We start from the raw sequence: 22,734 nt of genomic DNA, 5'->3' as shown, positions 1-22,734 counted from the left end.
CGTCATTGTTGAGATCCCGGCGGGAGGAACGGTGGGTTGCCCGGCAGCGGTGGCGTGCCGACCGGCGGCAGCTGCTGACCCGGTCCCGGCGGTGGCGGCGGCCCGTTGAGCGCAGGCGGTGGCGGCGCTTGAGTCACGTTTCCACCGACGGCCGTCGGACCGGGGAACGGTCCCGGCGGCTCGTGCCGTGCACCCGGCGGCGCCGGCGGCAGCGGCACCGGCGTACCCGGCACCACCGGCGCCTGCTGACCCGGCACCCCGGCACTGGCGATGCCCGGCGTGGGCGGCAGACCGTTCGGATTGGGTTCGGAGGTCGCCACATTGGGCGGACCGTAGTTCGGCCCATACGGATTGTCGCCGAACGGCCCGACGGTCAGTCCGGCACACGGCAGCGGATTGCCCGGTGTCGGGAGGCCCTCGGCGGGCGGCGTGTACGAGCACGGGCTGCCGCGCGGCACGGCCGGGTTCGGGTACTCCGGGGTGCCCTGCAGCGGTGTCGGCGCCGGCGGCGGCGCACCGTTGGGCTGCCGCTCACCGTTCGGGTCCGGGAACTGATAGGCCGGCAGACCGGCGTTGCGCCAGAACTGCTGCGGGTCGATGCCGCGCTTCTGGAACGCCGCGTCGACGAACGGTTGCAGGATCCAGTACGGCGCCAGGTTGACCAGCATGACCTTGAAGTACGGCCCGGAGGCGATGCCCTCGGCCAGCGATGCGGTGAACTTGCTCAGCGTGGTCAGCACGTCGACCAGGTCGAACTTGCGCTCCACCAGGATGTCGCTGATCGTCCTGAGCTGCTCGAGCACCCGGTTGAGGTTCGGGTTGTCGTCGATGAAGCCCTTGACCTGCTCGGAGAACGCCGACACCCGTTCGAGCAGCTGACCGACGGCGTAGCTGCGCTCGTTGATCGCGCCGAGCAGGGTCTGCGCGTTGACCAGCAGCGCGTTGACCTGTCCGCTGCGCTCACCGAGCACGCCGGCGATCTTGTTGGCGTTGCCCAGCAGTTGCTTGATCTGCTCGTCGCGCTTGCCGATGGTGTCGGAGAATCGGGCCACCCCGTCGAGCGCCGCGCTCAGGTGGGGATACGTCTGGTCGACCGTCTCCGAGAGCACGTTGAGCGATTCGCGCACCGACTTGGTGTCCCAGCCGGATGCCGACTTGGTCAGGTCGAAGAAGGCGTCGTAGATCTGGTAGGGCGTCGTGGTCTGGCCCAACGGGAGGATGGCGTTCGCCTCCAGCGCCGTCGACCCGCGAGGTTCGATCTCGATGTTCCTGCGGCCCAGGATGGTGTCGGTGCGGATGGCCACACGGCTGTCGCTGCCGATCTCTGTACCGCCGAGCGTGTAGCCGACGACGACCTTGTCCCCGTCGATCTCGGTCGTCAGCACCTCGCCGACGTCCACGCCGGCGATGCGCACCTTGTCGCCCGGGTTGATGCCGCCGGTGTCGTGGAACTGGGCGTAGTACTTCGGCTTGGCGAACAACATCGGCACGCTGGCGAAGCTCTGCCCCACCCCGACGACGAGCACCAGGATGATGATGCCCATCACCCCGCCGCGGACGCGGTTCGACGCTTCGAGCGTTCTCATTGCGGCGTGCACCTACCCGTGGGCTGGGTCCAGACCTTGACCGTGCGCACGGGCCCACCCGGCTGTAGGCCGTTGAGCTTGAGCGACACATCGCAGGCGTAGAAGTTGAAGAAGTCGCCATAGACGCCGCCGGCGCGGCCGATGATCTTCAACGCGTTCGGCAACCGGACGAGAATGTCATTGAGCTGATCCTTCTGGTCGACCAGCGGTTGCTGGGTGGCATCCAGGTAGCCGACCGTGTCCTGCAGCAGGGGCCGGTTGTCAGCGAGCAGATCCGCCACGGTGCCCGCGGCGTCGCTGATGTCGGCCACCGACGTGGCGATCGGGTCGGCCCGGTTCTTCAGCCCCGTGATGAGCTTCTCGAAATTCACCAGCGTCTCGTCGAACTGCTGCTGGTGCTTGACGGTGGTGTCCAGCACGGTGTTGAGGTTGCGGATCACCTCGCCGATGGCCTGGTCGCGGTCGGCCAGCGCCGACGTCAGCGATGCGGTCTGGTTGAGGATGTCGTTGATGGTGCCGCCCTGGCCCTGGAACACCGTGATGATCGACTGGGCGATGTTGTTGACCTTCTCGGGATCGAGCGCCCGGAACAGCGGACGGAAGCCGCCGATCAGTGCGTCGAGGTCGAGTGCGGGTTCGGTGCGCTCGACGGGGATGGTGCCGCCACCGGGCATCCGGCGGTCGCTGTCGCCGCGCTTGAGTTCGAGGTAGCGGTCACCGATCAGGTTGAGGTAGCGCACCGATGCGGTGGACTCATCGAACAACGGCAACGACCGGTCGACCTTGAAGTCGACCTTGACCCTGCTGCCACCCTCGATCAGCTCGACACCGGAGACCTTGCCCACCTCGACGCCGGAGGCGCGGACGAACTGTCCGGGCTGCAGACCGCTCGCATTGGTGAAGATCGCCGAATAGCCGGTGGTGCGATCGAATCGCATCTGGCCGAACACCACGATGATGATCGCGGTGAACAGCAGCAGCACCAACGAGAAGGCGCCCAGCTTGATGGCGGTACCGGTGATTTTCATGGGTTGATCGTGTTCTCCCCGATCTGGCGGCCCCAGACGTATTCGATGGCGATCGGTTGACCGAGTTCGAGATGGTTGTACGGCGCGATGGACGCTCCGGTGTCGGCCACCAGGTACGGCGCCGGCCACAGGTCGCGGGTGACCGGCTGCCAGCAGCCCGGCCGTCCCTCGGGGCCACCCTTGGCGTTCACGCGGGGCAGGTTGTCCGGATACACGTACGGGTTGCCGGCGCCGAGCACCTCGGAGTGGGTCCTCAGCGAGTAGCCGTTACCGCCGAGCGAGGCGGCGATCTTCGGTTGGACATCGTGGAAGTTGCGAATGGTGCAGAACAGCGCGGGGCTGTACTCGTCGAGCAGCTCACTCGTCAGCACCAGGTCCTCGGCGCCGCGCACCAGATACGGTCCACCGCGCTCGAACACCTCACCGCCGGTGTTGCCGAAACCGACCGCGGCCATCAGCGCCTGGTCCAGGTTGCCGCGCTGTTCGTTGAGCGTGGCGGCGGTCGTCACCGCGTTGTCCAGACCGTCGAACAGGTCCGGGGACGCGTTGGCGTACACCTCGCCGAGATCGGCCAACCCGCGGACGTCGCGGCGGATCTGCGGCATCTGCGGGTTGACGTCGGCCAGGATCGTGTTGCCGTTGATGATCGACTCGCCGAACCGGTCGCCGAGCCCGTCGAAAGCCTGCGCCGTGGCGGTCAGGGTCTGGTTGAGCTTGACCGGGTCGACCTTCTCGGCCAGCGACACCACCGTCTCGAACAGCGTGTTGAACTCCGTCGTCACCTTCGTCACGTCGATCACACCGGCCGAGCTGATGCGGTCGGGCGCCGGGTTCGGCGGTGACGAGAACGACACGTATTTGTTGCCGAACACGGTGGTCGCCGAGATTTCCGCGACCACATTGGCCGGGATCAGCTGGACGTACTTCGGATCGACTTCGAGGGTGATCCTGGCCCGCGGCTCGTTGCCCACGCTGACGGCGTTGACCTCGCCGACGCGGCCGATCTCCACGCCGTTGAAGGTCACCTTGGTGCCCGGGTCGAGGTTCAGCCCGGCGCGCGCCGACATCATCGTCAACTTCTCGCGCGGGGTGAAGTCGCCGCGGAACTGGAAGGCCACCACCGTCCCGACGACGGCGAAGATCACCAGCAGTACGAGACCGGCCAGCTTGTACGGCGGCTTGCGCGGCTTGTTGATCGGGGACTGCGGGCTCATCGCTACACCGTGAGGTTGAAGTTCGGGTCGGTGCCGTAGAGCGCCAACGAGGCCAACAGAACCACGAGCACGATCGCGATCAGCGACGCCCGCATCGACCGTCCGACCGCCTCACCGACGCCGACCGGACCGCCGCTGGCGTAGTAGCCGTAGTAGCAGTGGTTGATCATGACGATGATCGAGATGATGATCGCCTGCACGAATGACCATGCGACGTCGTCGGGTCGCAGGAACGTGCGGAAGTAGTGCTCGTAGGTGCCCGTCGACTGCCCGTAGAAGAGCGTCGTGGTGATCTGCGCCGACAGGAAGCTCATGATGATCGCCATCGCGTAGAGCGGGATGATCACGATGAAGCCGGCCATGATGCGCGTCGAGACGAGGTAGGAGATCGACTTGATGCCCATCACCTCGAGGGCGTCGATCTCCTCGCTGATGCGCATGGCGCCCAGTTCGGCGGTGGCACCGGCGCCGACGGTGGCGGCCAGTGCCTGACCGGACACCACCGGCGCGGCGATGCGCACGTTGACCAGTGCGGCGAAGAAGCCGGTGAACGCCTCCACGCCGATGTTGCCCAGGGACGCGAAGCCCTGGATGGCGATCAGCGAGCCGCCCGAGAGGGTGACGAAGCCGACGATCGCGACGGTGCCGCCGATGACGGCCATCGCCCCGGTGCCCATGCCGATCTCAGCGATCAGACGGAGCACTTCCTTGCGGTAGAAGCGCAACGCGTGGCCGATGGAGCCGACGGCGGTGACGACGAACCAGGCGACGTGGCCGACGCTGTCCAGACCGCGCGACGGCGCGGCGACGAGCTTCTCGGCACGGGCGTAGCCGCGGGGGAAGCGCTGCCGCAGGACGGTGCCGGTGCTCGTGCGCGACTGCGAAGTGGTGGCCATGTCAGTTCCCCGTTCCGAACCGCACGCCGATGGTCGTGAGCACCACGTTGACCGCGAACAGGGCGACGACGCAGAGGACCAGGGTCTCGTTCACACCGGTGCCGACGCCCTTGGCGCCGCCGCCGACGGTGAGGCCGCGGTAGCAGCCGACCAGGCCGGCGATCAGACCGAACGTGGTGGCCTTGACGACCGAGATCAGCACCTCGGGCAGACCGGTCACCAACGTGAGCGTTGAAACGTAAGCGCCTGCCGAGACGTTCTGGATATAGACGCCGAAGATGAAGCCGCCGACCAGGCCGATGGTGATGACGGCGCCGTTGAGCAGAAGGGCCACGAACGTGGACGCGACGACGCGCGGTACGACGAGCCGGTGGATCGGGTCGATACCGAGCACCTCGAGCGCGTCGATCTCCTCGCGGATGGTGCGCGCGCCGAGGTCGGCGCAGATCGCGGTGGAGCCGGCACCGGCCACCACCAGCACGGTGACCAGCGGCCCGAGCTGGGTGACCGCGCCGAGGGCCGCACCCGCGCCGGAGACGTCGGCGGCGCCGAACTCCGCGAGCAGGATGTTCAGCGTGAAGATGATGAGCACTGTCAGCGGCACCGAGACCGCGACGGTGGGGAGGAACGAGACGCGGAACAGGAACCAGGCCTGGAAGATGAATTCGCGCCACTGGAAGGGCGGCCGGAACAGCGCCTTGCCGGTGAGCACGCACATGCGGACGAAGCCGCCGACGGCCTCGAGCCCGGGCCTCACCTGATCGCGTACGTACCCCGTCAGCCCGCCACCGGAGGCAGTCACGAGTACGCTCCCATGCCGGAACCGTCAAACTCGTGGCGCAACGGCAGAACCTGTCGCACGCCGCCTCCTTGCCCCATCCCGACCCTAGTGACGACTGTCTCCCTACTCACAAGTAGTAAGTGAGACCACAGGACTGTACCCGATCGTTTCCCGGCCGTGCACCGCATCGGCCGGATTGGGCCTCCAACTGTTAGCAAACCCGCCTCCATGAGCTAACTGTCCGGACCTTCCGTCGAAACGGTTGGGGCAGTGGAACTTTCGCGGGCGTCAATCGGCTGGTCGCCGGCGTAGCGCTGCCGTAGCTCCGTCTTGAGAACCTTGCCCGCGGGGTTCCGGGGCAGCGCGTCGACGATCTCGAGGGCCTTCGGATGCTTGTAGCGGGCCAGCCGCTCGGTGAGGAATCCGTCGAGATCGGCCAGCGACAGCCCCGGCTGCTCCACCGCCGCGTCGACCGCCACGACGGCCACCGGCACCTCGCCCCACTTCTCGTCGGCCCGCCCGATGACGGCCACCTCGGCGATGGCGGGGTGGGCGGCAAGCACGTTCTCGACTTCGGCGCAGTAGATGTTCTCCCCGCCCGAGATGATCATGTCCTTCTTGCGGTCGACGACCCAGATGTAGCCGTCCTCGTCCTGGCGGACCAGGTCGCCGGAGTGGAACCAGCCGCCTTCGAAGGCCTCGGCGGTGGCTTTGGGGTTGTTCCAGTAGCCCGCCATCAAAGTCGGCGCGCGGTAGACGATCTCACCGACCTGCCCGACCGGGACGTCATTCATGTTCTCGTCGACGATGCGCGCGGACACCGTCGGGATGACCTTGCCCACCGAGCCGAGCTTGCGCAACGCATCCTCGCCCAAGAGCATGCAGGTGACGGGCGACATCTCCGTCTGACCGAAGGCGGCGAGGATCTGCGCGCCCGGGAAGCTCTCGGCCATATCGCGCAGCAGGGTGTCCGACGCGGGGGCGGCACCCCAGGACAGCACCCGCAGCTTGAGGTCGCGCGGGTTGGCTCGCTGCGCCGCGCAGACGGCCTGCCATTGGGCCGGGACCAGGAAGATCCCGGTGACCTTCTCTTCGGCGAGCACGTCGAGCAGGGCACCGGGGTCGAAGGCGCTCAGCGGGTAGAGGACGGTCGGGCGGCCGAGCAGCAGCCCGACGATGGTGTTGCCGATCCCGGCGATGTGGAACAGCGGAACCCCGATGAAACCGATGTCGTGGTTGAGGTCCGCGCCGTTGGTGAAGAGAAACGTCATCGCCTGCCCGGCGAGGTTGACGTGGGTGAGGACCGCACCCTTCGGGCGTCCGGTGGTGCCGGAGGTGTACATGATCAGCGCCGGCGAGTCGTTGGGGATGTCCACCGGCGCCGGCGGCTCACCGGGTTCGGCGATCAGGTCGTCGTAGCCCAGGACGCCATCTTCGGTGGCCCCGCCCGCGACGACCACCGTCTCGAGAGTGGCGTCGAGGTCGAGGTCGCGGACCGCGGTCGCGACGGGCGCGAGGACGGCTTCGGTGATGACCACCCGCGCGGCGCAGTCGCTGACGAGGAACGCGATCTCGGGCGGCGTCATGCGGAAGTTGACGGGGACGGCGATGCCGCCGAGCTTGTTGACCGCGAGGAACGACTCGATGAACTCGGTGCGGTTGAGCATGAGAATGAGGACGCGGTCGCCGAAGCCCAGTCCGCGGCGACTCAGGGCGCCGGCGAGTTTGGTGACGCGCTGGTCGAGCTCACCCCAGGTCGTGGTGCGGCCCATGAACCGCAATGCGGTCTGCGCAGGCTGCATCAGCGCGTGCCGGGAGAGCTGGTTGGTCCAGTTCTGCCGGCGCGCGAGATAGGGCTGCTCGGTGGCAAAAGGCTCTGAGGCGTTGGGGTTGGGGTTGGGGGTCAACGGCCGTGGGCTCCATCGTGTCGGGGTTGCGTGTCGTTGATATTTGATCAAACATTGGATGGCCTCGGTCACACTATGGCCTCGGCGGCTGGTGAACAACCTTCGCCCGATCCCGCCGGAGAACCGGAGAGCATCGTGAACGCGCCCGTCAGACCACGTCCGGCGAGGCGGCGCACCAGCCGCCGCGAGCAGCTCTCCGATGAGGTGGCGGCGCATCTGCGCGGGGAGATCATGACCGGCGCATTGAGACCGGGGACGTTCATCCGTCTCGACGAGACCGCCGCGCAGCTGGGGGTGAGCATCACCCCGGTGCGGGAGGCGCTGCGCACGCTGCGTGGTGAGGGAATGGTGAAGCTCGAACCGCACCGCGGGCATGTGGTGGTGCCGATGACGCGGGGCGACATCGAGGACATCTTCTGGCTGCAGGCGTCGATCGCCGAGAAATTGGCCGCGTCGGCCACCGAGCGGATCACCGAACTGCAGATCGAGGAACTCGAGCGGCTCAACGACGCGCTCCTGGCGGCGGTCGAACTCCACGATCCCGAAGAGGTCGCGTTCGCGGAGTTCGCGTTCCACCGGGCGTTCAACCATGCGTCGGGACGGATCAAGCTGGCGTGGTTCCTCTTACATGTGGCGCGCTACCTGCCGCCGCTGATGTATGCGACGGATCCGAGTTGGGGGACCGAAGCGGTGGCCAGCCACCGGGAGTTGATCGCGGCACTGCGGCGGCGGGACGCGGACACGGTCGTGAAGTTGACGACGGGACAGTTCACCGACGGTGCGCAACGGTTGATCACCCGGCTGGAGAAGATCGGGCTCTGGGGTTAGACGCCGGACCATGGACGCATCCGCCCGACTAAGCGCGACAAAGTCGCTGGGCACTCACCGCCGACCCGGCCGCTCCGATTGCGCCCGCGCCGTCCGGATGCATACGCAGTTGCCCGGCTAGTAGCGACACAGTCGCTGAGCTGTCGCTCCCGCATCGGGCGACCCATCCCCGCGACAACCGAGCGACTTTGTCGCTACTAGCCGGGCATTCGCATGCGGTTTCGCCGAGGGGATCCTGGGACTTCTGTTGCACGCTGTGGACCATCCGCTGCCTGGGGAGAAAGCCGCCGCCGCCCCCGAGACACGTCGGTCACCCCTGCCACCGTCGTCCCATGACCAACCGACGCCTGCTCCGCGGCATCGAACTCCGCTACACCCTCACCCTGTACCTGCACCAGCATGGCCCCCAGACCGTCAGCGACCTCGTCGACGCCCTCGAATACCAAGGCTTCGAGATCATCGGCCGGCCGTCGAAATCCGTCTCCGACGCCCTGCGCTGGGAGACGGCCCACGGCCGCGTCTGCCGCACCGCGCGCGGGAAGTACCGGCCACTGGAGATGCCGCGGTCCACCGAGTACCGCATCCACAAACGCGTCGTCGCGCTGCGCGCCGAGGCGGCTCGTCTGACGGGGCGCGACGACGACACTTTCTGGGACCGCATCGCCCGGTTCAGCTAGGCGCTACCCGCACCCAACTGCTCAGCGCGCGCCTTGAGGTTGTCGGCCAGGTAATCCAGGGTCTCGCCGATCGCCTTCTTCACCATCGGCTTCGGGATCGCCAGCTTCGTCTCGACATCCATATCAACCGTCAGCAGCGACGTCGCGCCGATCGGCACCACCGAGAACCTCTGCTCCTGCTTCTCGAAGTGGTCGCCCTGCTGCAGCATCGTGAAGATCTGGTTCTCGGCGGGGTAGTACACGGCCGTGATGAACGTGCCCGCCTGGCCCTGCACCTCGACGTCGAGGCGCAGCTGACTGGGGCGTCCATCCGGATAGCGCGCGAGGATCCAGCACCCTTTGATCTCCGGGTTCCACTCCGGGAACCTCTCGAAGTCGGCGACGATCGCCATGATCGCGTCGGCGGGCGCTTCGACCTCGACGGTCTTGCTCACGAGCGGCATCGGGCGAGCATATCGACTACTCCACGCGGGCCGTCTCCAGCAGCGACCGGACCGCGTCCGGGATCGGGATGGGCCGGCGGTTCTCCCGGTCGACGTACACGTGCACCCAGTGCCCGACGGCCGCGACCTGCGTCGCGTCCCGCTCGAACACCGCCAGGCGGTAGGTGACGCTGCTGGTGCCCAGGCGGGCCACCGCCAGCCCCACCACCAACGGATCCGGGAACTTCAGCTCCGCGAAGTACTGGCAACCGGATTCGGCGACCACCCCCAACCACGGCGCGTTCACCGGGTCGATGCCCACCGTCGTGTTGATCCACCCGTTGATCGCGGTGTCGAACAGCTCGTAGTACACCGCGTTGTTGAGGTGGCCGAACATGTCGTTGTCGGTCCATCGCGTCAGCACCGGCCAATGCACCGGGAAATCGCGGCTGGTCCGCCGGTCCCCGGAGTCGGTGGGCATGGAGTGGGTGGGCATGGCTTCAGTCTCGCAGTCGGGGCAGTCTGGTGAGCATGACCATGACCATCCGCGGCGCCGTCCTGGAGGAGATCGGCCGGCCCCGACCCTTCTCCGAGTCCACCCCGCTGTCTGTATCCGAATTGCAGCTCGACCCGCCCGGCCCCGACGAACTGCTGGTCCGCATCGAGGCCGCGGGCCTGTGCCATTCGGATCTGTCCGTCGTCGACGGCAACCGGGTGCGCCCGGTCCCGATGCTGCTCGGCCACGAAGCCGCGGGTGTCATCGAGGAAGTCGGCCCCGGCGTATCCGACCTCGCCATCGGGCAGCGGGTCGTCATGACGTTCCTGCCCCGATGCGGCCACTGCACGGCGTGCGCCACCGACGGCCTGACACCGTGCGAACCCGGAAGCGCCGCCAACGGCGCGGGCACCCTCATGCACGGAGACATCCGCCTGCACCGCGACGGCAGGCCGGTGCACCACCACCTCGGCGTATCCGGATTCGCCACTCACGCTGTGGTGGACCGGCATTCGGTGGTTCCCGTCGACGCAGACGTTCCGCCCGTGGTCGCCTCCCTCCTGGGCTGCGCGGTCCTCACCGGGGGCGGTGCGGTGCTCAACGTCGGCAAACCGCGACCCGGCCAGACAGTGGTGGTGGTCGGACTCGGCGGCGTCGGGATGGCTGCGATGATCACCGCCATGTCCTACGACGGCGTGGAGGTCGTCGGGATCGACCAACTGGAGGACAAGCTCGATCGCGCCCGGTCCATGGGCATCAACGCCGCCTACAGCCCGGACGAGGCCGCCGAGCGCAACGTCAAGGCCGAGGTGGTGGTCGAAGCCGTCGGCCACCCCGCCGCACTCGAGACGGCGATCGCGCACACCGCTCCCGGTGGTCGCACCATCACGGTCGGGCTCCCCCGACCCGACGCCCGAATCTCGGTGTCGCCGTTGGGTTTCGTCGCCGAGGGCCGATCCCTCATCGGAAGCTACCTCGGCTCCGCGGTTCCGGCCCGCGACATCCCGCGGTTCGTCGACCTGTGGCGTTCCGGCCGGCTCCCGGTGGAAACCCTTGTGTCGTCGACCATCTCACTCGACGAGATCAACACCGGCATGGACCGCCTCGCCGAGGGCAAGGCGGTCCGCCAGGTCATCGAGTTCGATTAGCTGAGCAATACCGTTGCGACGGCCGTCGACGGGGATCACCGCGACCTGCCGTCGAGTGAGAGCAGGTCAGTCATGCACTGCTGCGGTTCGCACGCCTTCACCGAGCGGTGACTCGGTGCGGACGGTCTCGTCGCGGATCAGGCCGCGCAGCAGCGCGGTACTGAATTCCTCAGCGATCTCCTGGGCGGTACGCCGCCCCTGCGGGCGCAGCCAGCGGTAGGCGCCCAGCGTCATGCCGATGTACCCGAGCGCCAGCACATGCGAGTCGCACTCGAAGAACTCGCCGCTGGCGATACCCCGGTCGATCACGTCGCGGACGTGCTCGTAGACCTGGGCCTCCTTCTCGCGGATGTACTCCACCTGCTCCTCGGTGAACCACTCACCGATGTAGGGGCCCTCCTGGAAGTACACCGCGGCGCGCTCGATGTCACTTGCGATGCCGACGAGCAACCGCCGGGTGAAGTGGTAGATCGTCTCCCGGGCGGACGCCGTCGGATCGTCGTGCAGGGCGTCGACGGTGAAGTCGGCCGCACCCTTGTAGATGTCGTAGAGGATCAGCGATTTACTCGCGTAGTAGTGGTAGACCGTGGCCTTGTTCAACCCGACGGCGTCGGCGACATCGTCCATCCGGGTGCCGTGATACCCGCGCGCGGCGAACAGCTTGGTGGCGACCTGCAGCAGCTCATCGCGCCGGGTCGACCCGTTCGGTGACGCTTCGGGGGACATGGCAACTCACTATCGACGGGCCCGCCGCGCGGGCATCTATCAACTGGCTGGTTGGCTAGTCTATGGCAATGCCGCCGAGCGCTGGTGACGTCCGTCGCGGTCGGTCTAGACTGCCATCAAAGTCCGCGTCACAACCGGAGGTGCCCGATGGACCCGAATCCCGATTACGACGCGAGCGACGAGATCGAATTCTTCTTCAGCTATCTGGCCTGGGGCCTGCGCGGGGTGTCCGGCCCGGGCGGCGGCTATCCGCCGCCGGCATACCCGCCGGTCTAAGCGATCGCAGAACTACGCCACTCAGGCTGGATTCGCGGCTACGCCACTCAGGCTGAATCCGCGGCTACGCCGCGGCGGCCTTGACCGCGCGGCCGACTTCGGCGCGCAGTTCCGTGTACTCCGGCGAGCGACGCAGTTCGTCGGGGTCGACATCCGTTCGCGGCAGGTCGACGGGCAGGTCGAGCGCCACCTGACCCGGCCGGCGGGTGAGCACCACGATGCGCGAACCGAGGAACGCGGCCTCCTCAGCGCTGTGGGTGACGAACACCGTGGTGCGGCCCGATTCGGCGCTGACCCTTCGCACGTCCTCCTGTAGACGTTCACGGCTGAGCGCGTCGAGCGCGGCGAACGGTTCGTCGAGTAGCAACAGCGGCGTGTCGGCCGCCAACGCCCGCGCGATCGCGACCCGCTGCTGCTGACCTCCGCTGATCTCCCAGACGCGCCGTTCGGCGGTGCCCTCCAGACCGACCCTCGTCAGGAGTTCCTCGCGTCGTCCGGCCCGCTGCTCGCGGGGCACCCGCGCGTACTTCAGCGCGAGGTCGACGTTGCCGCCGACCGTGCGCCACGGGAAGAGCCTGGGCTGCTGGAAGACCACCCCGGCGGTCACTCCGGGGGTCGGCGCCGAACCGGCCACCGCCACCGTTCCCTCGGTCGGGGTTTCGAAGCCGGCGAGCAACCGCAGCAGCGTGCTCTTCCCGCATCCGGACGCACCCACCAGCACCAGGAACGTCCCGGGTTCGACGATCAGGTCGACGGGCCCGACCGCGGTGACCTCCCAGCCGCTGCGGCCGTACCGGTGCGAGACGCCGCGTAGGTGGATGGCGCCGTCACTGGGTGATGGCACCGGGGAGACCCTTGGTGTAGATCGCCTCCTGGAACGTCGTCAGGGGTGCAGCCGACGGGATCTGCTTCTGCTCGGCGAGGAACTGCGAGGCACTCTCGAGGTTGTTCGCGATGTTGCCCGGATTTCCCTCGGAGCCAAGCCATTCCGGCGAGGCCACCTCGGCGGGCGTCAGGTACACGCCCTGCGCGAGCTGCCCCTTGACCTCGTCGGCGGGCAGGCCGATCTCGGCGCCGATGGCCTTGGCCGCGGCGTCGGGATCGTCCTTGATGACGGTGAGCGCACGGGCTTCCTGTTGGCGCCAGATGTCGACCACCTCGGGGTGGGCGCCTGCGAATTCGTCGGACACCACACCGAGATCGAGGGTGGGCTTACCGTCGCGGGCCAGCTGACGGCTGGTGATCAGGTCTTTACCGTTGCCGCGCAACTGATCCAGCGTCGGCAGCCACGAGTAGCCGGCGTCGATGTCGCCGCGCTCGAACGCCGCGAGGATCGCCTGCGGCTGCAGGTCGACGAGCTGAACATCGCTGGGCGACAGCCCGCTCTGGCTCAGCGCCGCCAGCAGGCTGTAGTGCGCTGTGGAGGCGAACGGTGTGCCGACCCGCTTACCCCGCAGGTCGGCGATCGTGGTGACGCCGCTGCCGTTGCGGGCCACCAGCGCCTCGTTGTCCCCGGCGACGTCGAGGACGAACGCCACCTTGTACGGGATGTTCAGCGGTGCCGACAGCCCGCGCGCCACAGGGCTCGAGCCCAGCGCACCGAAGTCGACCTCCTTGGCGACGAATGCGGTGTTGACGTCTGCACCCGAGTCGAACTTCGTCCATTTGATGTTGTAGTCGGGCAGCGCGTCCTCGAGCCAGCGGTTGTTCTTCACGATCAGGTCGCCGCTCGGAAAGCTCTGGTAGGCAATGCGAATCGTCTGCTTCTCGGCATCCTGGCCCGAGCGGTCGACCGAGCACCCCGCCAATGCGAGCATGGTGACCGCCACGGCGGCAAGGGCTTTGATCCTCATACTTTTCCTCTCCAGGGGACGGCGCGCCGTTCGATCGTGCGCAGGAGACCGTCGATGATCAGGCCGGAGATGCCGATGGCGAAGATGCCGACCAACACGACCGGGGTGTTGTTGTAATTACTGGCGTCCTTGACCAGCCCGCCGACGCCGGGCAGGCCGTTGAACAGTTCGGCGGCGACCACCGACGAGTACGCCATGCCCACCGCGAGCCGGATGCCGGTGAAAGTCTCCGGCAGCGCCGACGGGACGACGACGTCGCGGATGACCTCGGCGCGGGAGGCACCCAGCGCCCGGGCGGCCTCGATCAGGCCGACGGGCGCGGCGAGGACGGCGGCGGTGGTGGCGACGGCCGCCGGTGGCAGCGCCGCCAGCGCGAGCAGCGTGACCTTCGGCGCCTCGTCGATGCCCAGCCAGATGACCAGCAGGAAGAAGTACGCCAGCGGAGGCAGCGCGCGCAGGAAGGTCAGCCACGGCTCCAGCACGCTGCGCACCCAGCTGACCGACCCCATCACCAGGCCGAGCACCACCCCGAGCACCACCCCGATGACGACACCGGCCAGCACCCGCCGCAGCGTCATGTACAGGTGCTCGACCAGCAGGTAGCCGCCATAGCCGCGGACGCCGTCGTGGGTGGTGGACACGTCGAGGAACGCCCGCCACACCGTCGCCGGATACGGGACGAAGGTTTGGTTCCAGACGCCGCTGACCGCGGCCAGCTGCCACAGTCCGAAGAACACCGCCAGCGAGAGCAACGGCAGCGCGGCACGGGTGAGCCGTCCGCCCCGCTTGCCGCGCGGTGACGCGGCGGGCGCGTCGAGGGCTGACTCGTCCGGGGTGATATCGACGAAGACCGACACGGTGGCGACTTTCTGTGGCTGAAGGGGACGGGAAGGCTTCAGCGACAACAGCAGTCGTCGGACAGCGCGCGGTTCACCGGGATATTGCTACCGGCGCCTCGGGGCGCTGAGAAGAGTTGCGATCTGCGTGAATCTATTCGGGGTGGCTGCCCCGGGCGTCGAGGCGGCGCAGGACCCGGTCGACGATCGTCGGATCGGTGCCCGATTCGGAACGCGCCTCGACCACGGCCTCCCGTGCGGCCGCGAGCATTTCGTCCTTGAGCGCGTTGACCGTCATCGCGTGGTCGGTGTGGGCTTCGTTGGACTCGGCGTCGGGTGGCGCGAATCCGACCGAATGCCACATCCGGTCGGCGTTCTCCCGGGCATGGTCGAGGACGTCGGGGTCGGCGTCCTCCTGGTCGCCCAGTTCGTCGAGCCGTTTGAGGCCGGCGTCGCGGGCGCGCCGGATGAGGTCCTGGACGGCGTCGACCTCCTCGTCGGGTGAGGCCTGCACCTTGAGTCGGCGGACGAGGGTCGGCAGCGTCAGCCCCTGCAGCAGCAGGGTGACGACGATGACCACGAACGCGAAGAACACCAGGCGCTCCCGTTCGGGGAAGTTCGGTGGGAGCGCCAGCACGGCGGCCAACGTCACCACGCCGCGCATCCCCGCCCACGACGAGACGGTCATCTCCCGCCAGCCGATCGGTTCGGCCACGTGTTGTTTGCGCTGGTGCAACCGCTCGTCGATGGCAGCGACCGGGAAGATCCACAGGAAGCGCACGACGATCACCACCAGCGTGAGCACCAGCCCCTGCACGAGCAGTTCCCCGAGCGGTGCGTCGATGCTGTCCGCGACGGCGCGCATCTGCAGCCCGACGAACGCGAATGCCGAACCGGTCAGCAGCAACTCGATGATCTCCCAGGTCGTCCCGGTGGCCAGCCGGGTCTGCGATGATTCGGTGTCGCCGTAGCGGCTCATCGCCAGGGCCACGGTCACCACGGCGATCACCCCGCTGCCGTGTAGCGCGTCCGCGGCCGCGTACGCCGCGAACGGGACGACGAGGACGAGCCCGCTGCCTGCCGGGTGCGGCGGCAGCTTGTTGATCAGCCGACGGGTGATGACGGCGATGACCAGACCGACCACCACGCCGAGGACGACGGCGAGCCCGAGTGCCTCACCCGCACCCCAGGCGGAGAAGGCGCCGGTCATCGTGCCCGCCACGGCCACCTCGTAGAGCACCAGTGAGGTCGCGTCGTTCGACAGACCTTCACCCTCGAGGATGGTGCGCAGCCGCCGCGGTATGCCGAGTTTCTGCGCCACGGCGGTGGCGGCGACCGCATCCGGCGGGGCGACCGCCGCACCGAGGGCGAGCGCGGCGATCAGCGGGACGGTCGGCACCAGTGCGTGCAGCACCGCCCCGACCGCGACGGCGGTGACCCCGACAAGCGCGACGGCCAGCAGCGCGATGGGCCGGCGGTTGTCGAGGAACTCCCGCCACGAGGTGCGCCGCGCGGCGGCGAACAGCAGCGGCGGCAGCACCAGCGGAAGGATCAGCTCCGGATTCGGCGACAACACCGGGACGCCGGGGATGAGCGCCAGCGCCAGACCGAACACCAGCATCACGGCCGGGTACGGAATCGACACGCGCTGGGCCAGGGGCGCCAGCACAACGGTGGCCGCGAGCAGCGCCAGCAGCAGGGAGAGAGCGGCCAAAGCGGGTGGTCCTTCCGGGGGGCGGGTGTCCTTAGTACCCGCTAACGCCGCGCCACACCCGCCGCCGTGCGCCGGAATTCACTCGGGTTGATCCCCCGCACCCGTTTGAACGCCGCGCTGAACGCGAACGGGTCGGCATAGCCCACGGTGCGGGCGACGGCCGCGACGGTCGCCGACTCCCTCTCGATCAGCTGATCCGCCGCGAGCGTCATGCGCCAGCGGGTGAGGTAGGTCAGCGGCGGTTCGCCCAACAGCTCCCCGAACCGCTTGGCCATCGTCGACCGCGCCACCCCGGTCCGGTCGGCCAGCGACGAGACCGTCCACGGCGCCGCGGGTTCGGCGTGCATCAGGCGCAGCGCCTCGCCGACCACCGGGTCCCGCTGGGCGGCCCACCACGCCGGCGCCTCACCGCCGGGCCGGTCGAACCACGCCCGCAGCGTGCACACCAGCATCCAGTCCAGCAGCCGGTCGAGCACCACTTGCTGGCCCGGCACGTCCAGCGCCACTTCGGCGGCGAGGTGATCCAATACGGGGTCGCCCGTGCCGCCGGCCTCCACGCGCAGTACCACGGGCAGCGCGTCCAGGAGTCGGCGGCTGATCTCACCGCGTACCGGGTACGCACCGACGATCAGGGTGGTCGCGCCAACACCGTTGTCCGCGTTGTCGTTCCATCCGAGCCGGTGGGTGGTGCCGCCCTGCTCAGGCGTCGAGCAGAACTCACCGCACGCGATCGGCTCCGCCGCCGTGTCGAGTTCGTCGACGAAGGTGAAGGTTTCCGGACCCCGCACGACGACGGTGTCGTACGGGCGCAACTGCTCCGGCGCACCGTGTTCCGGCACGATCCACCCCGTCCCGTTGAGCACGGTGCACAACGTCAATGGCGCGCCGTCGACGAAGTGCAGTGCCCAGGGCGGGGTCATCGTGGTGCTGCCGAACAGGGAGCCGTGCGCCCGCACCCCCCGGAACAGGTCTCCGAAGACGTCCACGGTCGCCACCGTAGACGATCGGACAGGAATCATGGCCCCTCACCCATGGAACTGTCCGATCGGGCGGTGTTGAATCGGTGCGATGAGCATCGATGCCTGTTCGTTGACCGCCCAGGATCTCGAACTCCTCCGGCGCCCCCTGCACGGTTTCCTGTCGGTGGCCGCGGGACCGCTCCCACCGCAGCCGCGGCCGGTGTGGTTCGAGGCCACCGCCGAGGGAACGATCCAACTGTTCACAGCCCCTGACTCGTTGAAGATCCGGCGACTGCGCCGCGACCCGCGCGCGTCCCTCGTCGTCGCCGCGCCGGCGGGTGAGCGCGAGCGGTGGGTGTCGGTCGCGGGCCACACCACCGTGGAACCCGACGGCGCCCACGATCTGTGCACCCGGCTTGCCGCACGGTACTGGGATCTCGACGATCCGGGCCGGGCCGGCGACCTGGCCGCGATCCTGGCCGAGGAGCAGGTGCGGCTCGTCATCCACCCGGAGAACGTGAGCCGCTACCTCTATTAGACCGACGTATTAGACCGATGCCGCGTCATTGCCTTACCGTGACCTTATCTTTCCCATAGCTTCCTTAGATTCGGTGTACGGTGGCGTGCATCACTCGGATCACCGTCGACCGAAGGAGCCGGACATGCACGATGCACCTGCACGAATCGTCCTGGTGACAGGCGCGTCGAGGGGCGTCGGCGCGGAGGTGGCGCGGCATCTCGCCAGCCCCGACACCCACGTCCTCGTCAACGACCGCGAGAACGGCGACCGCGCTGAGACCATCACCGCAGCCATCCGCCATGCGGGTGGGCAGGCGTCGACGCTGACCGCGGACATCTCCGACGAAGCCGCCACGGTGGCGATGATGGACTCCGTCGCGGCCCGCTTCGGACGCCTCGACGCCCTCGTGCTGAACGCCTCGGGCGGCTTCGAACCGGTCGCCGACCAGGGCGACGCGATGCGCCTCAACCGCGATGCTCAGCGGCGTCTCGCCCAGTTGGCGTTGCCGCTGATGCCGGTCGGCGGCCGCATCATCTACGTCACCAGCCATCAAGCCCACTTCTTCCCCAACAAGGCGGTGCCGAAGGGCTACGCGGGGGTCGCCGCGAGCAAGCGCGCCGGTGAAACCGCGCTGTACAAGATGCGTTCGGCGCTCGGCCGCCTCGGTATCCATCTCACGGTGGTGTCCGGCGACATGATCGACGGCGGCCCGATGCCGGGCGCCCACGAGTTCGCCGACGCCATCGTCGGCGCCACCAGGACCCCGCACCCGCAGAGCATCGTCTACGCCGGCAGAGCCGACTACCTACAGACCGCCTGACCGCGGCGGCGTCTCGACGATCTCGTCCCCGCGCCGGGAGATCAGCCCCTCCCGTTCGAACGCGTCGAGCCAGCCCGGCATCGGCCAGCGGTTCCAGCGCCGGTGAAAGATCCGGGCGTTGGCCACGATCTGGTGCAGGTGCTCGACCGGCGGGCTGGAGACCGGATGATGCTGGTGGTAGGCGTGTGCACCCCCCACCCAGATCAGCGGGACGCCACGCATCCGGGCGACGGCACCGAAATCGGTGTCCTCGGCGCCGTAGCCCACATATGTCTCACAAAAGCCACCGAGCAGTCGCCACGTCGCGGCGCTCACCGCGAAGGACAGCGACCAGAACAGGTCGTGATCGTCGGCGACGACGAGCTCCCCGGGAGCGGGCGCGGGGCGCGCCGGATGCGGCCGGGTCATCGTGGCGAGGGCATCGATCGGGTAGCCGCCGTCCGACGGTGGCGGCAGGTAAGTGACCGGTCCGCTGAACACCGCGGCGGAGTCCGAGGCGGCGCACACCTCGGCGTAGCGGCCGACGAGCGCGTCCCCGGGAATGCAGTCGACGTCGAGGAACATCACCACATCCGCGCCGCGCTGCAGCGCGTGCTCAGCGCCGAGGTTCCTGGCCCGCGCCAGGGGCAGGCCGGAATCCGTTGTCGCGCAGTGGATGACCTCCACGGCACTGTCCACCACACCCGCGATGCCGGGATCGTCGATCGCCACCACGACGCGTAGATCGGGCCGCACCTCCGAGCGCTCGAGTCCGGCGCTCTGCCGACGCAGGTGCTCGTGGCGGCCGTGCGCGACGGCGACCACGGCGGTTCTGGTCACGCGGCGATCACCGATGCGGCGCGCGCGGCGGCGCCCTCCCCGCGCAACCGCTGCCACCGGCCACCCGCGTTGCGCGCCGCCGAGAGGAGCGCCGCCCACTCGTCTGGGCGCGGCCACGCCGGCGCGGTGGCCACGACGCCCGCCTCGGCCAGCGCGGCCGCGGTCGCATGCTGCTCGTCGAAGGGTCGCCGCTCGGGGATGACCACGGCGGGGACGCCCGCCGTCGCGACGTCGGCGATGCCGCTCTGCCCGGCGTGCGTCACGACGACGTCGGCGCCGCTGAGCATCGGCCACAGGTCGTCCACCCAGCCGGCGTCACCGCCGGCGGCCACCCAGTGATAGTCGGGCGCACCGCGCCTCAGCTGATCCAGCGCGTCCCGGGGCGCCGCCGACCCACCCGCCCCCATGAGCAGCAGTCCGGTGCTCGGCCGCGTAGCCGAACGGTTCCCCGGCGGCGCCCCTTCGAAGCGACTGATCACACCGACGTAGTGCGTACGCGCGTCATGCCGGGCGAGCCAGTCCGGCCGGTACACGTCGCACGACCACGGCGCGACGATCTGGTCGGCGATGTCGTAGCCCAGTTCGTGCACGGCGTCACCGCGGTCACCCGGCATCGCCATCACCGTCACCGGGACGCCGGCCAGCCGGCACAGCAGCGCCACCTCCACGGAGACGTCGACCACCATGCGACGGGGTCGCAGCGCCGTGATGGCGTTGACCAGCACCGCAGAGCGGGCCGCGAGCCCGTCGACGTGCAGCGGCACCCAGTGCAGCCGGCCGTTGGCCGTCGGGTCGTCGACCGGGCCGTCCTCGCCGGGGAGGTCGAGGGGAAGCTGCACCCAGTCGACGGCGGGGCCGAGTTCGTGGGGCCGCGGCGCCGAAGAGAAGAACACCACGTCTTCGGTGAGGTGTCTGCTGATGGCCAGCGCGCGTGACAGGTGACCGCGCCCGTGATGGTGGACGTAGTAACCGATCACGCTCCATCACCCGTCACGCGGAGACCCGCTCGGGCTCGATGTCCATCAACTCGACGTAGCGCTGAAGGTAGCGCTCGACCATCACACGCTGCGAGCAGTGCGACTCGGCGCGTGCCCGGACCGGACCGCGGGGCAGGTGCGCCGCGACACGCAGCGCCCGGCTGAGCGCCTCGATGTCACCCGGTGGCGCGAGCCGGCCGCTGGCGGCGTCGATCGTCTCCGGGATGCCACCGCGAGCGAAGGCGGCGACGGGTGTGCCGCTGGCCAGCGCCTCGGCCGTGACGAGACCGTAGGGCTCCTCCCAGCGAGGTGTCACGAGCGCGACGGCCGCGCCTCCCACCAGTTCGTTCAGCTCGTCGCGGCGCAGGTGCCCCTCGTAGCTCACCGCATCGCCCAGTGCGGGGCGGACCGCCTGTTCGAAGTACTCCGGGTCCCCCACCGGGCCCGCGACCCGCAGCCGGAAACCCGCCATCCGGGCCGCGGCGATCGCGTCGGGCAGTCCCTTCTCCGGGACCAGGCGCCCGCTCCACACCGCGTAGTCGCCGCCCGGTCCCGGTCGCCACTCGTCGAGGTCGATGCCGTTGGCGATGACGGGCACCGGCCCGTTGACCGGCTCCCACTGTCGTGCGGTGAACGCACTCACTGCGGTGAACGCGCTGGTCACGCCGCCGGGTAGCGCGACGGCCTGTTCCAGCCACTTCAGCGGCGGAGTGTGCAGCGTGGTCAGCATCGGCACCGGAAGCGTGCGCGCCATGGCCAGCGGAAGGTAGTGGAGGCTGTGATTGTGGACGATGTCGAAGGAGTCCCTCAACCGGTCGGCCAGGTTCAGCATCACCGACAGGTAGGCGTGCGTCTCGTGGACCACCCAGTCGGGCACGGAGAAGTCTTCGCGGGACGCTTCGGACATCTCCAGCGCATGCACCGGGACCACGTCCCACGGCAGGTCGACCGCGGAGCCCGGCGCGGCGAACATCGTCACCGAATGGCCCGCGGCGGTCAGGGCGTGCGCGAACTGGTACACGAACGCCTCGAGGCCGCCGGCGAACGGCTGTCGCACGGGGTACCGCGCCGAGGCGATCAGGGCCACCCGGATCCGAGGGATCACGCGACGTCCGCATCGGCGAGGAGGGTGCGGTAGAGGCTCGTCATCTCAGTCCGGACATCTCGCGCCTGGCGTTCCCGCTGCGCGCGTCGGTCCCGGCCGGCCGCCCGCCGGCGTTCCGCGAGGACGAGCCCCTCACGAACCGCGTGCCGCAGGCTCTCCACCAGTCCGGCGTCCGCGCGGTAGTCATAGGTCGGGTCGCCGTGCTGCTCGTGGAAGAACCCGCATTCGGGGACGACGGCGGCGATGCCGGCGTCGTAACACGCCTCCACCCACCCCGAGTGCGTGCCGAACCGGTAGGGCAGGACGAGGGCGTCGATCTGGCCGAGGTACTCCTGCAGTTCTTCGTCGGTGAACCGGGGGTGCACCCGTACATCGACCCCCCGCCGACGCAGTTCGTCGAGTCGGCCGGCGGTCAGCACGCCGGCCCGGGGTGAGCGGTGGACGTCGTCGTCGACGTCCAGGCGCAGTCGCCACCCGGGTTCGCCGGCGGTGAGCAGCGCGTCGAGCACGGGTAGCGGATCGATGTTGGCGCGCAACGACTTCGCGTGCACGGCGACCACCGGCGTCGCGCCCTCCAGACGGGCCGCCCCGATGGCGGCCAACGGCAGCACATGCGGATGCGGCAGCACGGTCACGCGCCGCCCCCACCGCTCGTCGATGGCAGCGGCCGCCCCTGCGGTCAGCGTCACGACCGCGTCCGCCGCGGGGATGAGCACGTCCAACCGCGCCAGGTGCTCCCGCGGGTCGGCGAAGTGCGGATTGTGCAGATCGTGCACGGTCACCACCAGCGGGGCCCGGCGCTCGGCCAGGACCGCGGCGACGTCGCGGAGTACCGCGGGTGGAGTCGAGTCGTATCCAAAGTGCACATGCATGACGTCGAAGTACCCGGATTCCTCGGCGAGATACCGCGGGTCCAGGAAACGTGGTGGCCACCACTGATCGGGCGACCTCGCTCCGACCGGACGTGGATCATCCAGCAGCACAACGGTTTCGGGGTCGGTACTGGCGCGCACGTAGGGGTGCGCAGCGGGAACAGAGGCAACAACGATCAATCATCAACCTGTCGAGCAAGCAGGGGCGGCACACCCTCGCCGCTGCTAGACGATTGCGCCACCGAAGTTCTATCACGAAACGGCGCCTACTCTC

At 68.9% G+C, this 22,734-nt stretch carries 24 protein-coding genes; 6 read left to right on the top strand and 18 right to left on the bottom strand.

Annotated features, from left to right (window positions below; genetic code table 11):
* Positions 1–2: 2 nt before the first annotated feature.
* From I7X18_RS00925 to fadD5, 6 genes are all read right to left on the bottom strand, one after another.
* Entirely contained in the window at positions 3–1,586 is a 1,584-nt protein-coding gene (locus I7X18_RS00925; RefSeq protein WP_193045133.1) for a virulence factor Mce family protein, read from the bottom strand.
* Entirely contained in the window at positions 1,583–2,614 is a 1,032-nt protein-coding gene (locus I7X18_RS00920) for a virulence factor Mce family protein (RefSeq protein ID WP_193045135.1), read from the bottom strand. Before I7X18_RS00920 ends, I7X18_RS00925 begins: the two co-directional genes overlap by 4 nt.
* Positions 2,611–3,828, bottom strand: coding sequence for an MCE family protein (locus I7X18_RS00915; protein WP_193045136.1), 1,218 nt, complete (start codon positions 3,826–3,828; stop codon positions 2,611–2,613). Before I7X18_RS00915 ends, I7X18_RS00920 begins: the two co-directional genes overlap by 4 nt.
* 2 nt (positions 3,829–3,830) lie before the next feature.
* Positions 3,831–4,724, bottom strand: coding sequence for an MlaE family ABC transporter permease (locus I7X18_RS00910; RefSeq protein ID WP_193045137.1), 894 nt, complete (start codon positions 4,722–4,724; stop codon positions 3,831–3,833).
* A 1-nt stretch (position 4,725) separates the two neighbouring features.
* Positions 4,726–5,526 (bottom strand): MlaE family ABC transporter permease, encoded by an 801-nt coding sequence (locus tag I7X18_RS00905; protein ID WP_193045139.1) that lies wholly within the window; start codon positions 5,524–5,526, stop codon positions 4,726–4,728.
* Positions 5,527–5,738: 212 nt separating this feature from the next.
* On the bottom strand, positions 5,739–7,412 hold the full coding sequence (fadD5, locus tag I7X18_RS00900) for a fatty-acid--CoA ligase FadD5 (RefSeq protein ID WP_193045140.1): 1,674 nt from the start codon (positions 7,410–7,412) through the stop codon (positions 5,739–5,741).
* Positions 7,413–7,547: 135 nt separating this feature from the next.
* Here fadD5 and I7X18_RS00895 point away from each other — a divergent pair, with 135 nt between their 5' ends.
* Both I7X18_RS00895 and I7X18_RS00890 read left to right on the top strand, forming a co-directional pair.
* Positions 7,548–8,240, top strand: coding sequence for a GntR family transcriptional regulator (locus I7X18_RS00895; RefSeq protein WP_232375374.1), 693 nt, complete (start codon positions 7,548–7,550; stop codon positions 8,238–8,240).
* A 332-nt stretch (positions 8,241–8,572) separates the two neighbouring features.
* The gene (locus I7X18_RS00890) at positions 8,573–8,917 is read left to right on the top strand and encodes a hypothetical protein (protein ID WP_193045144.1); all 345 of its coding nucleotides are present in this window, start codon (positions 8,573–8,575) and stop codon (positions 8,915–8,917) included.
* On the opposite strand, the gene I7X18_RS00885 is transcribed toward I7X18_RS00890, so the two are convergent.
* Together I7X18_RS00885 and I7X18_RS00880 are read right to left on the bottom strand one after the other, a co-directional pair.
* Entirely contained in the window at positions 8,914–9,360 is a 447-nt protein-coding gene (locus I7X18_RS00885; RefSeq protein WP_193045145.1) for an SRPBCC family protein, read from the bottom strand. The genes I7X18_RS00890 and I7X18_RS00885 overlap by 4 nt on opposite strands.
* 16 nt (positions 9,361–9,376) lie before the next feature.
* The gene (locus I7X18_RS00880) at positions 9,377–9,820 is read right to left on the bottom strand and encodes an acyl-CoA thioesterase (RefSeq protein WP_193045848.1); all 444 of its coding nucleotides are present in this window, start codon (positions 9,818–9,820) and stop codon (positions 9,377–9,379) included.
* Positions 9,821–9,876: 56 nt separating this feature from the next.
* On the opposite strand from I7X18_RS00880, the gene I7X18_RS00875 reads away from it, so the two are divergent.
* Positions 9,877–10,983, top strand: coding sequence for an alcohol dehydrogenase catalytic domain-containing protein (locus tag I7X18_RS00875; protein WP_193045849.1), 1,107 nt, complete (start codon positions 9,877–9,879; stop codon positions 10,981–10,983).
* A gap of 66 nt (positions 10,984–11,049) precedes the next feature.
* Here the strand turns inward: I7X18_RS00875 and I7X18_RS00870 are convergent, their stop codons facing one another.
* Positions 11,050–11,709 carry a TetR/AcrR family transcriptional regulator gene (locus I7X18_RS00870; protein ID WP_193045147.1) on the bottom strand — a complete coding sequence of 220 codons (660 nt, stop codon included), beginning with the start codon at positions 11,707–11,709 and terminating at the stop codon, positions 11,050–11,052.
* A 147-nt stretch (positions 11,710–11,856) separates the two neighbouring features.
* Between I7X18_RS00870 and I7X18_RS00865 the strand changes: the two genes are divergently transcribed.
* Positions 11,857–11,985 carry a hypothetical protein gene (locus tag I7X18_RS00865; RefSeq protein ID WP_099050212.1) on the top strand — a complete coding sequence of 43 codons (129 nt, stop codon included), beginning with the start codon at positions 11,857–11,859 and terminating at the stop codon, positions 11,983–11,985.
* 64 nt (positions 11,986–12,049) lie between these two features.
* Here I7X18_RS00865 and I7X18_RS00860 read toward each other — a convergent pair whose 3' ends face one another.
* The 5 genes from I7X18_RS00860 to I7X18_RS00840 form a co-directional block, all read right to left on the bottom strand.
* Positions 12,050–12,829: an ABC transporter ATP-binding protein gene (locus I7X18_RS00860; RefSeq protein WP_193045148.1), complete on the bottom strand. Its 780-nt coding sequence runs from the start codon at positions 12,827–12,829 to the stop codon at positions 12,050–12,052.
* Entirely contained in the window at positions 12,813–13,838 is a 1,026-nt protein-coding gene (locus tag I7X18_RS00855; RefSeq protein WP_193045150.1) for a taurine ABC transporter substrate-binding protein, read from the bottom strand. Before I7X18_RS00855 ends, I7X18_RS00860 begins: the two co-directional genes overlap by 17 nt.
* On the bottom strand, positions 13,835–14,695 hold the full coding sequence (locus I7X18_RS00850) for an ABC transporter permease (protein WP_193045152.1): 861 nt from the start codon (positions 14,693–14,695) through the stop codon (positions 13,835–13,837). Before I7X18_RS00850 ends, I7X18_RS00855 begins: the two co-directional genes overlap by 4 nt.
* Positions 14,696–14,828: 133 nt before the next feature.
* Positions 14,829–16,388: a Na+/H+ antiporter gene (locus I7X18_RS00845; protein WP_193045154.1), complete on the bottom strand. Its 1,560-nt coding sequence runs from the start codon at positions 16,386–16,388 to the stop codon at positions 14,829–14,831.
* Positions 16,389–16,429: 41 nt separating this feature from the next.
* On the bottom strand, positions 16,430–17,374 hold the full coding sequence (locus I7X18_RS00840) for an AraC family transcriptional regulator (protein WP_193045155.1): 945 nt from the start codon (positions 17,372–17,374) through the stop codon (positions 16,430–16,432).
* Positions 17,375–17,456: 82 nt separating this feature from the next.
* On the opposite strand from I7X18_RS00840, the gene I7X18_RS00835 reads away from it, so the two are divergent.
* Both I7X18_RS00835 and I7X18_RS00830 read left to right on the top strand, forming a co-directional pair.
* Complete coding sequence (locus tag I7X18_RS00835; protein ID WP_193045156.1) at positions 17,457–17,885, top strand: pyridoxamine 5'-phosphate oxidase family protein; 429 nt, start codon at positions 17,457–17,459, stop codon at positions 17,883–17,885.
* Between the two features lie 124 nt (positions 17,886–18,009).
* Positions 18,010–18,687, top strand: a complete 678-nt coding sequence (locus I7X18_RS00830) for an SDR family oxidoreductase (RefSeq protein WP_193045157.1) — start codon at positions 18,010–18,012, stop codon at positions 18,685–18,687.
* Here I7X18_RS00830 and I7X18_RS00825 read toward each other — a convergent pair.
* Genes I7X18_RS00825 through I7X18_RS00810 form a run of 4 tightly spaced genes read right to left on the bottom strand, consistent with a single transcriptional unit; the run spans position 18,673 to position 22,601 of the window.
* Entirely contained in the window at positions 18,673–19,506 is an 834-nt protein-coding gene (locus I7X18_RS00825) for a glycosyltransferase family 2 protein (protein WP_193045158.1), read from the bottom strand. The two genes, I7X18_RS00830 and I7X18_RS00825, sit on opposite strands and share 15 nt — an antisense overlap.
* Positions 19,503–20,483, bottom strand: coding sequence for a glycosyltransferase (locus I7X18_RS00820; RefSeq protein WP_193045159.1), 981 nt, complete (start codon positions 20,481–20,483; stop codon positions 19,503–19,505). The genes I7X18_RS00825 and I7X18_RS00820 overlap by 4 nt, the downstream gene beginning before the upstream one ends.
* A 13-nt stretch (positions 20,484–20,496) precedes the next feature.
* Positions 20,497–21,588 (bottom strand): glycosyltransferase, encoded by a 1,092-nt coding sequence (locus I7X18_RS00815; protein ID WP_193045160.1) that lies wholly within the window; start codon positions 21,586–21,588, stop codon positions 20,497–20,499.
* Positions 21,585–22,601 carry a glycosyltransferase family protein gene (locus I7X18_RS00810; RefSeq protein ID WP_198730512.1) on the bottom strand — a complete coding sequence of 339 codons (1,017 nt, stop codon included), beginning with the start codon at positions 22,599–22,601 and terminating at the stop codon, positions 21,585–21,587. Before I7X18_RS00810 ends, I7X18_RS00815 begins: the two co-directional genes overlap by 4 nt.
* Between the last annotated feature and the right edge of the window lie 133 nt (positions 22,602–22,734).

Origin of the sequence: Mycolicibacterium baixiangningiae (assembly GCF_016313185.1) — a bacterium.
GTDB lineage: Bacteria > Actinomycetota > Actinomycetes > Mycobacteriales > Mycobacteriaceae > Mycobacterium > Mycobacterium baixiangningiae.
This window is presented reverse-complemented; position numbering and strand designations above follow the sequence as displayed.

What these genes read in the sequence shown, in the direction of transcription:
- I7X18_RS00925 (WP_193045133.1), bottom strand. Translation starts at nt 1,586, where the DNA reads ATGAGAACGCTCGAAGCGTCGAACCGCGTCCGCGGCGGGGTGATGGGC.
- I7X18_RS00920 (WP_193045135.1), bottom strand. Translation starts at nt 2,614, where the DNA reads ATGAAAATCACCGGTACCGCCATCAAGCTGGGCGCCTTCTCGTTGGTG.
- I7X18_RS00915 (WP_193045136.1), bottom strand. Translation starts at nt 3,828, where the DNA reads ATGAGCCCGCAGTCCCCGATCAACAAGCCGCGCAAGCCGCCGTACAAG.
- I7X18_RS00910 (WP_193045137.1), bottom strand. Translation starts at nt 4,724, where the DNA reads ATGGCCACCACTTCGCAGTCGCGCACGAGCACCGGCACCGTCCTGCGG.
- I7X18_RS00890 (WP_193045144.1), top strand. Translation starts at nt 8,573, where the DNA reads ATGACCAACCGACGCCTGCTCCGCGGCATCGAACTCCGCTACACCCTC.
- I7X18_RS00885 (WP_193045145.1), bottom strand. Translation starts at nt 9,360, where the DNA reads ATGCCGCTCGTGAGCAAGACCGTCGAGGTCGAAGCGCCCGCCGACGCG.
- I7X18_RS00880 (WP_193045848.1), bottom strand. Translation starts at nt 9,820, where the DNA reads ATGCCCACCGACTCCGGGGACCGGCGGACCAGCCGCGATTTCCCGGTG.
- I7X18_RS00875 (WP_193045849.1), top strand. Translation starts at nt 9,877, where the DNA reads ATGACCATCCGCGGCGCCGTCCTGGAGGAGATCGGCCGGCCCCGACCC.
- I7X18_RS00870 (WP_193045147.1), bottom strand. Translation starts at nt 11,709, where the DNA reads ATGTCCCCCGAAGCGTCACCGAACGGGTCGACCCGGCGCGATGAGCTG.
- I7X18_RS00865 (WP_099050212.1), top strand. Translation starts at nt 11,857, where the DNA reads ATGGACCCGAATCCCGATTACGACGCGAGCGACGAGATCGAATTCTTC.
- I7X18_RS00855 (WP_193045150.1), bottom strand. Translation starts at nt 13,838, where the DNA reads ATGAGGATCAAAGCCCTTGCCGCCGTGGCGGTCACCATGCTCGCATTG.
- I7X18_RS00835 (WP_193045156.1), top strand. Translation starts at nt 17,457, where the DNA reads ATGAGCATCGATGCCTGTTCGTTGACCGCCCAGGATCTCGAACTCCTC.
- I7X18_RS00830 (WP_193045157.1), top strand. Translation starts at nt 18,010, where the DNA reads ATGCACGATGCACCTGCACGAATCGTCCTGGTGACAGGCGCGTCGAGG.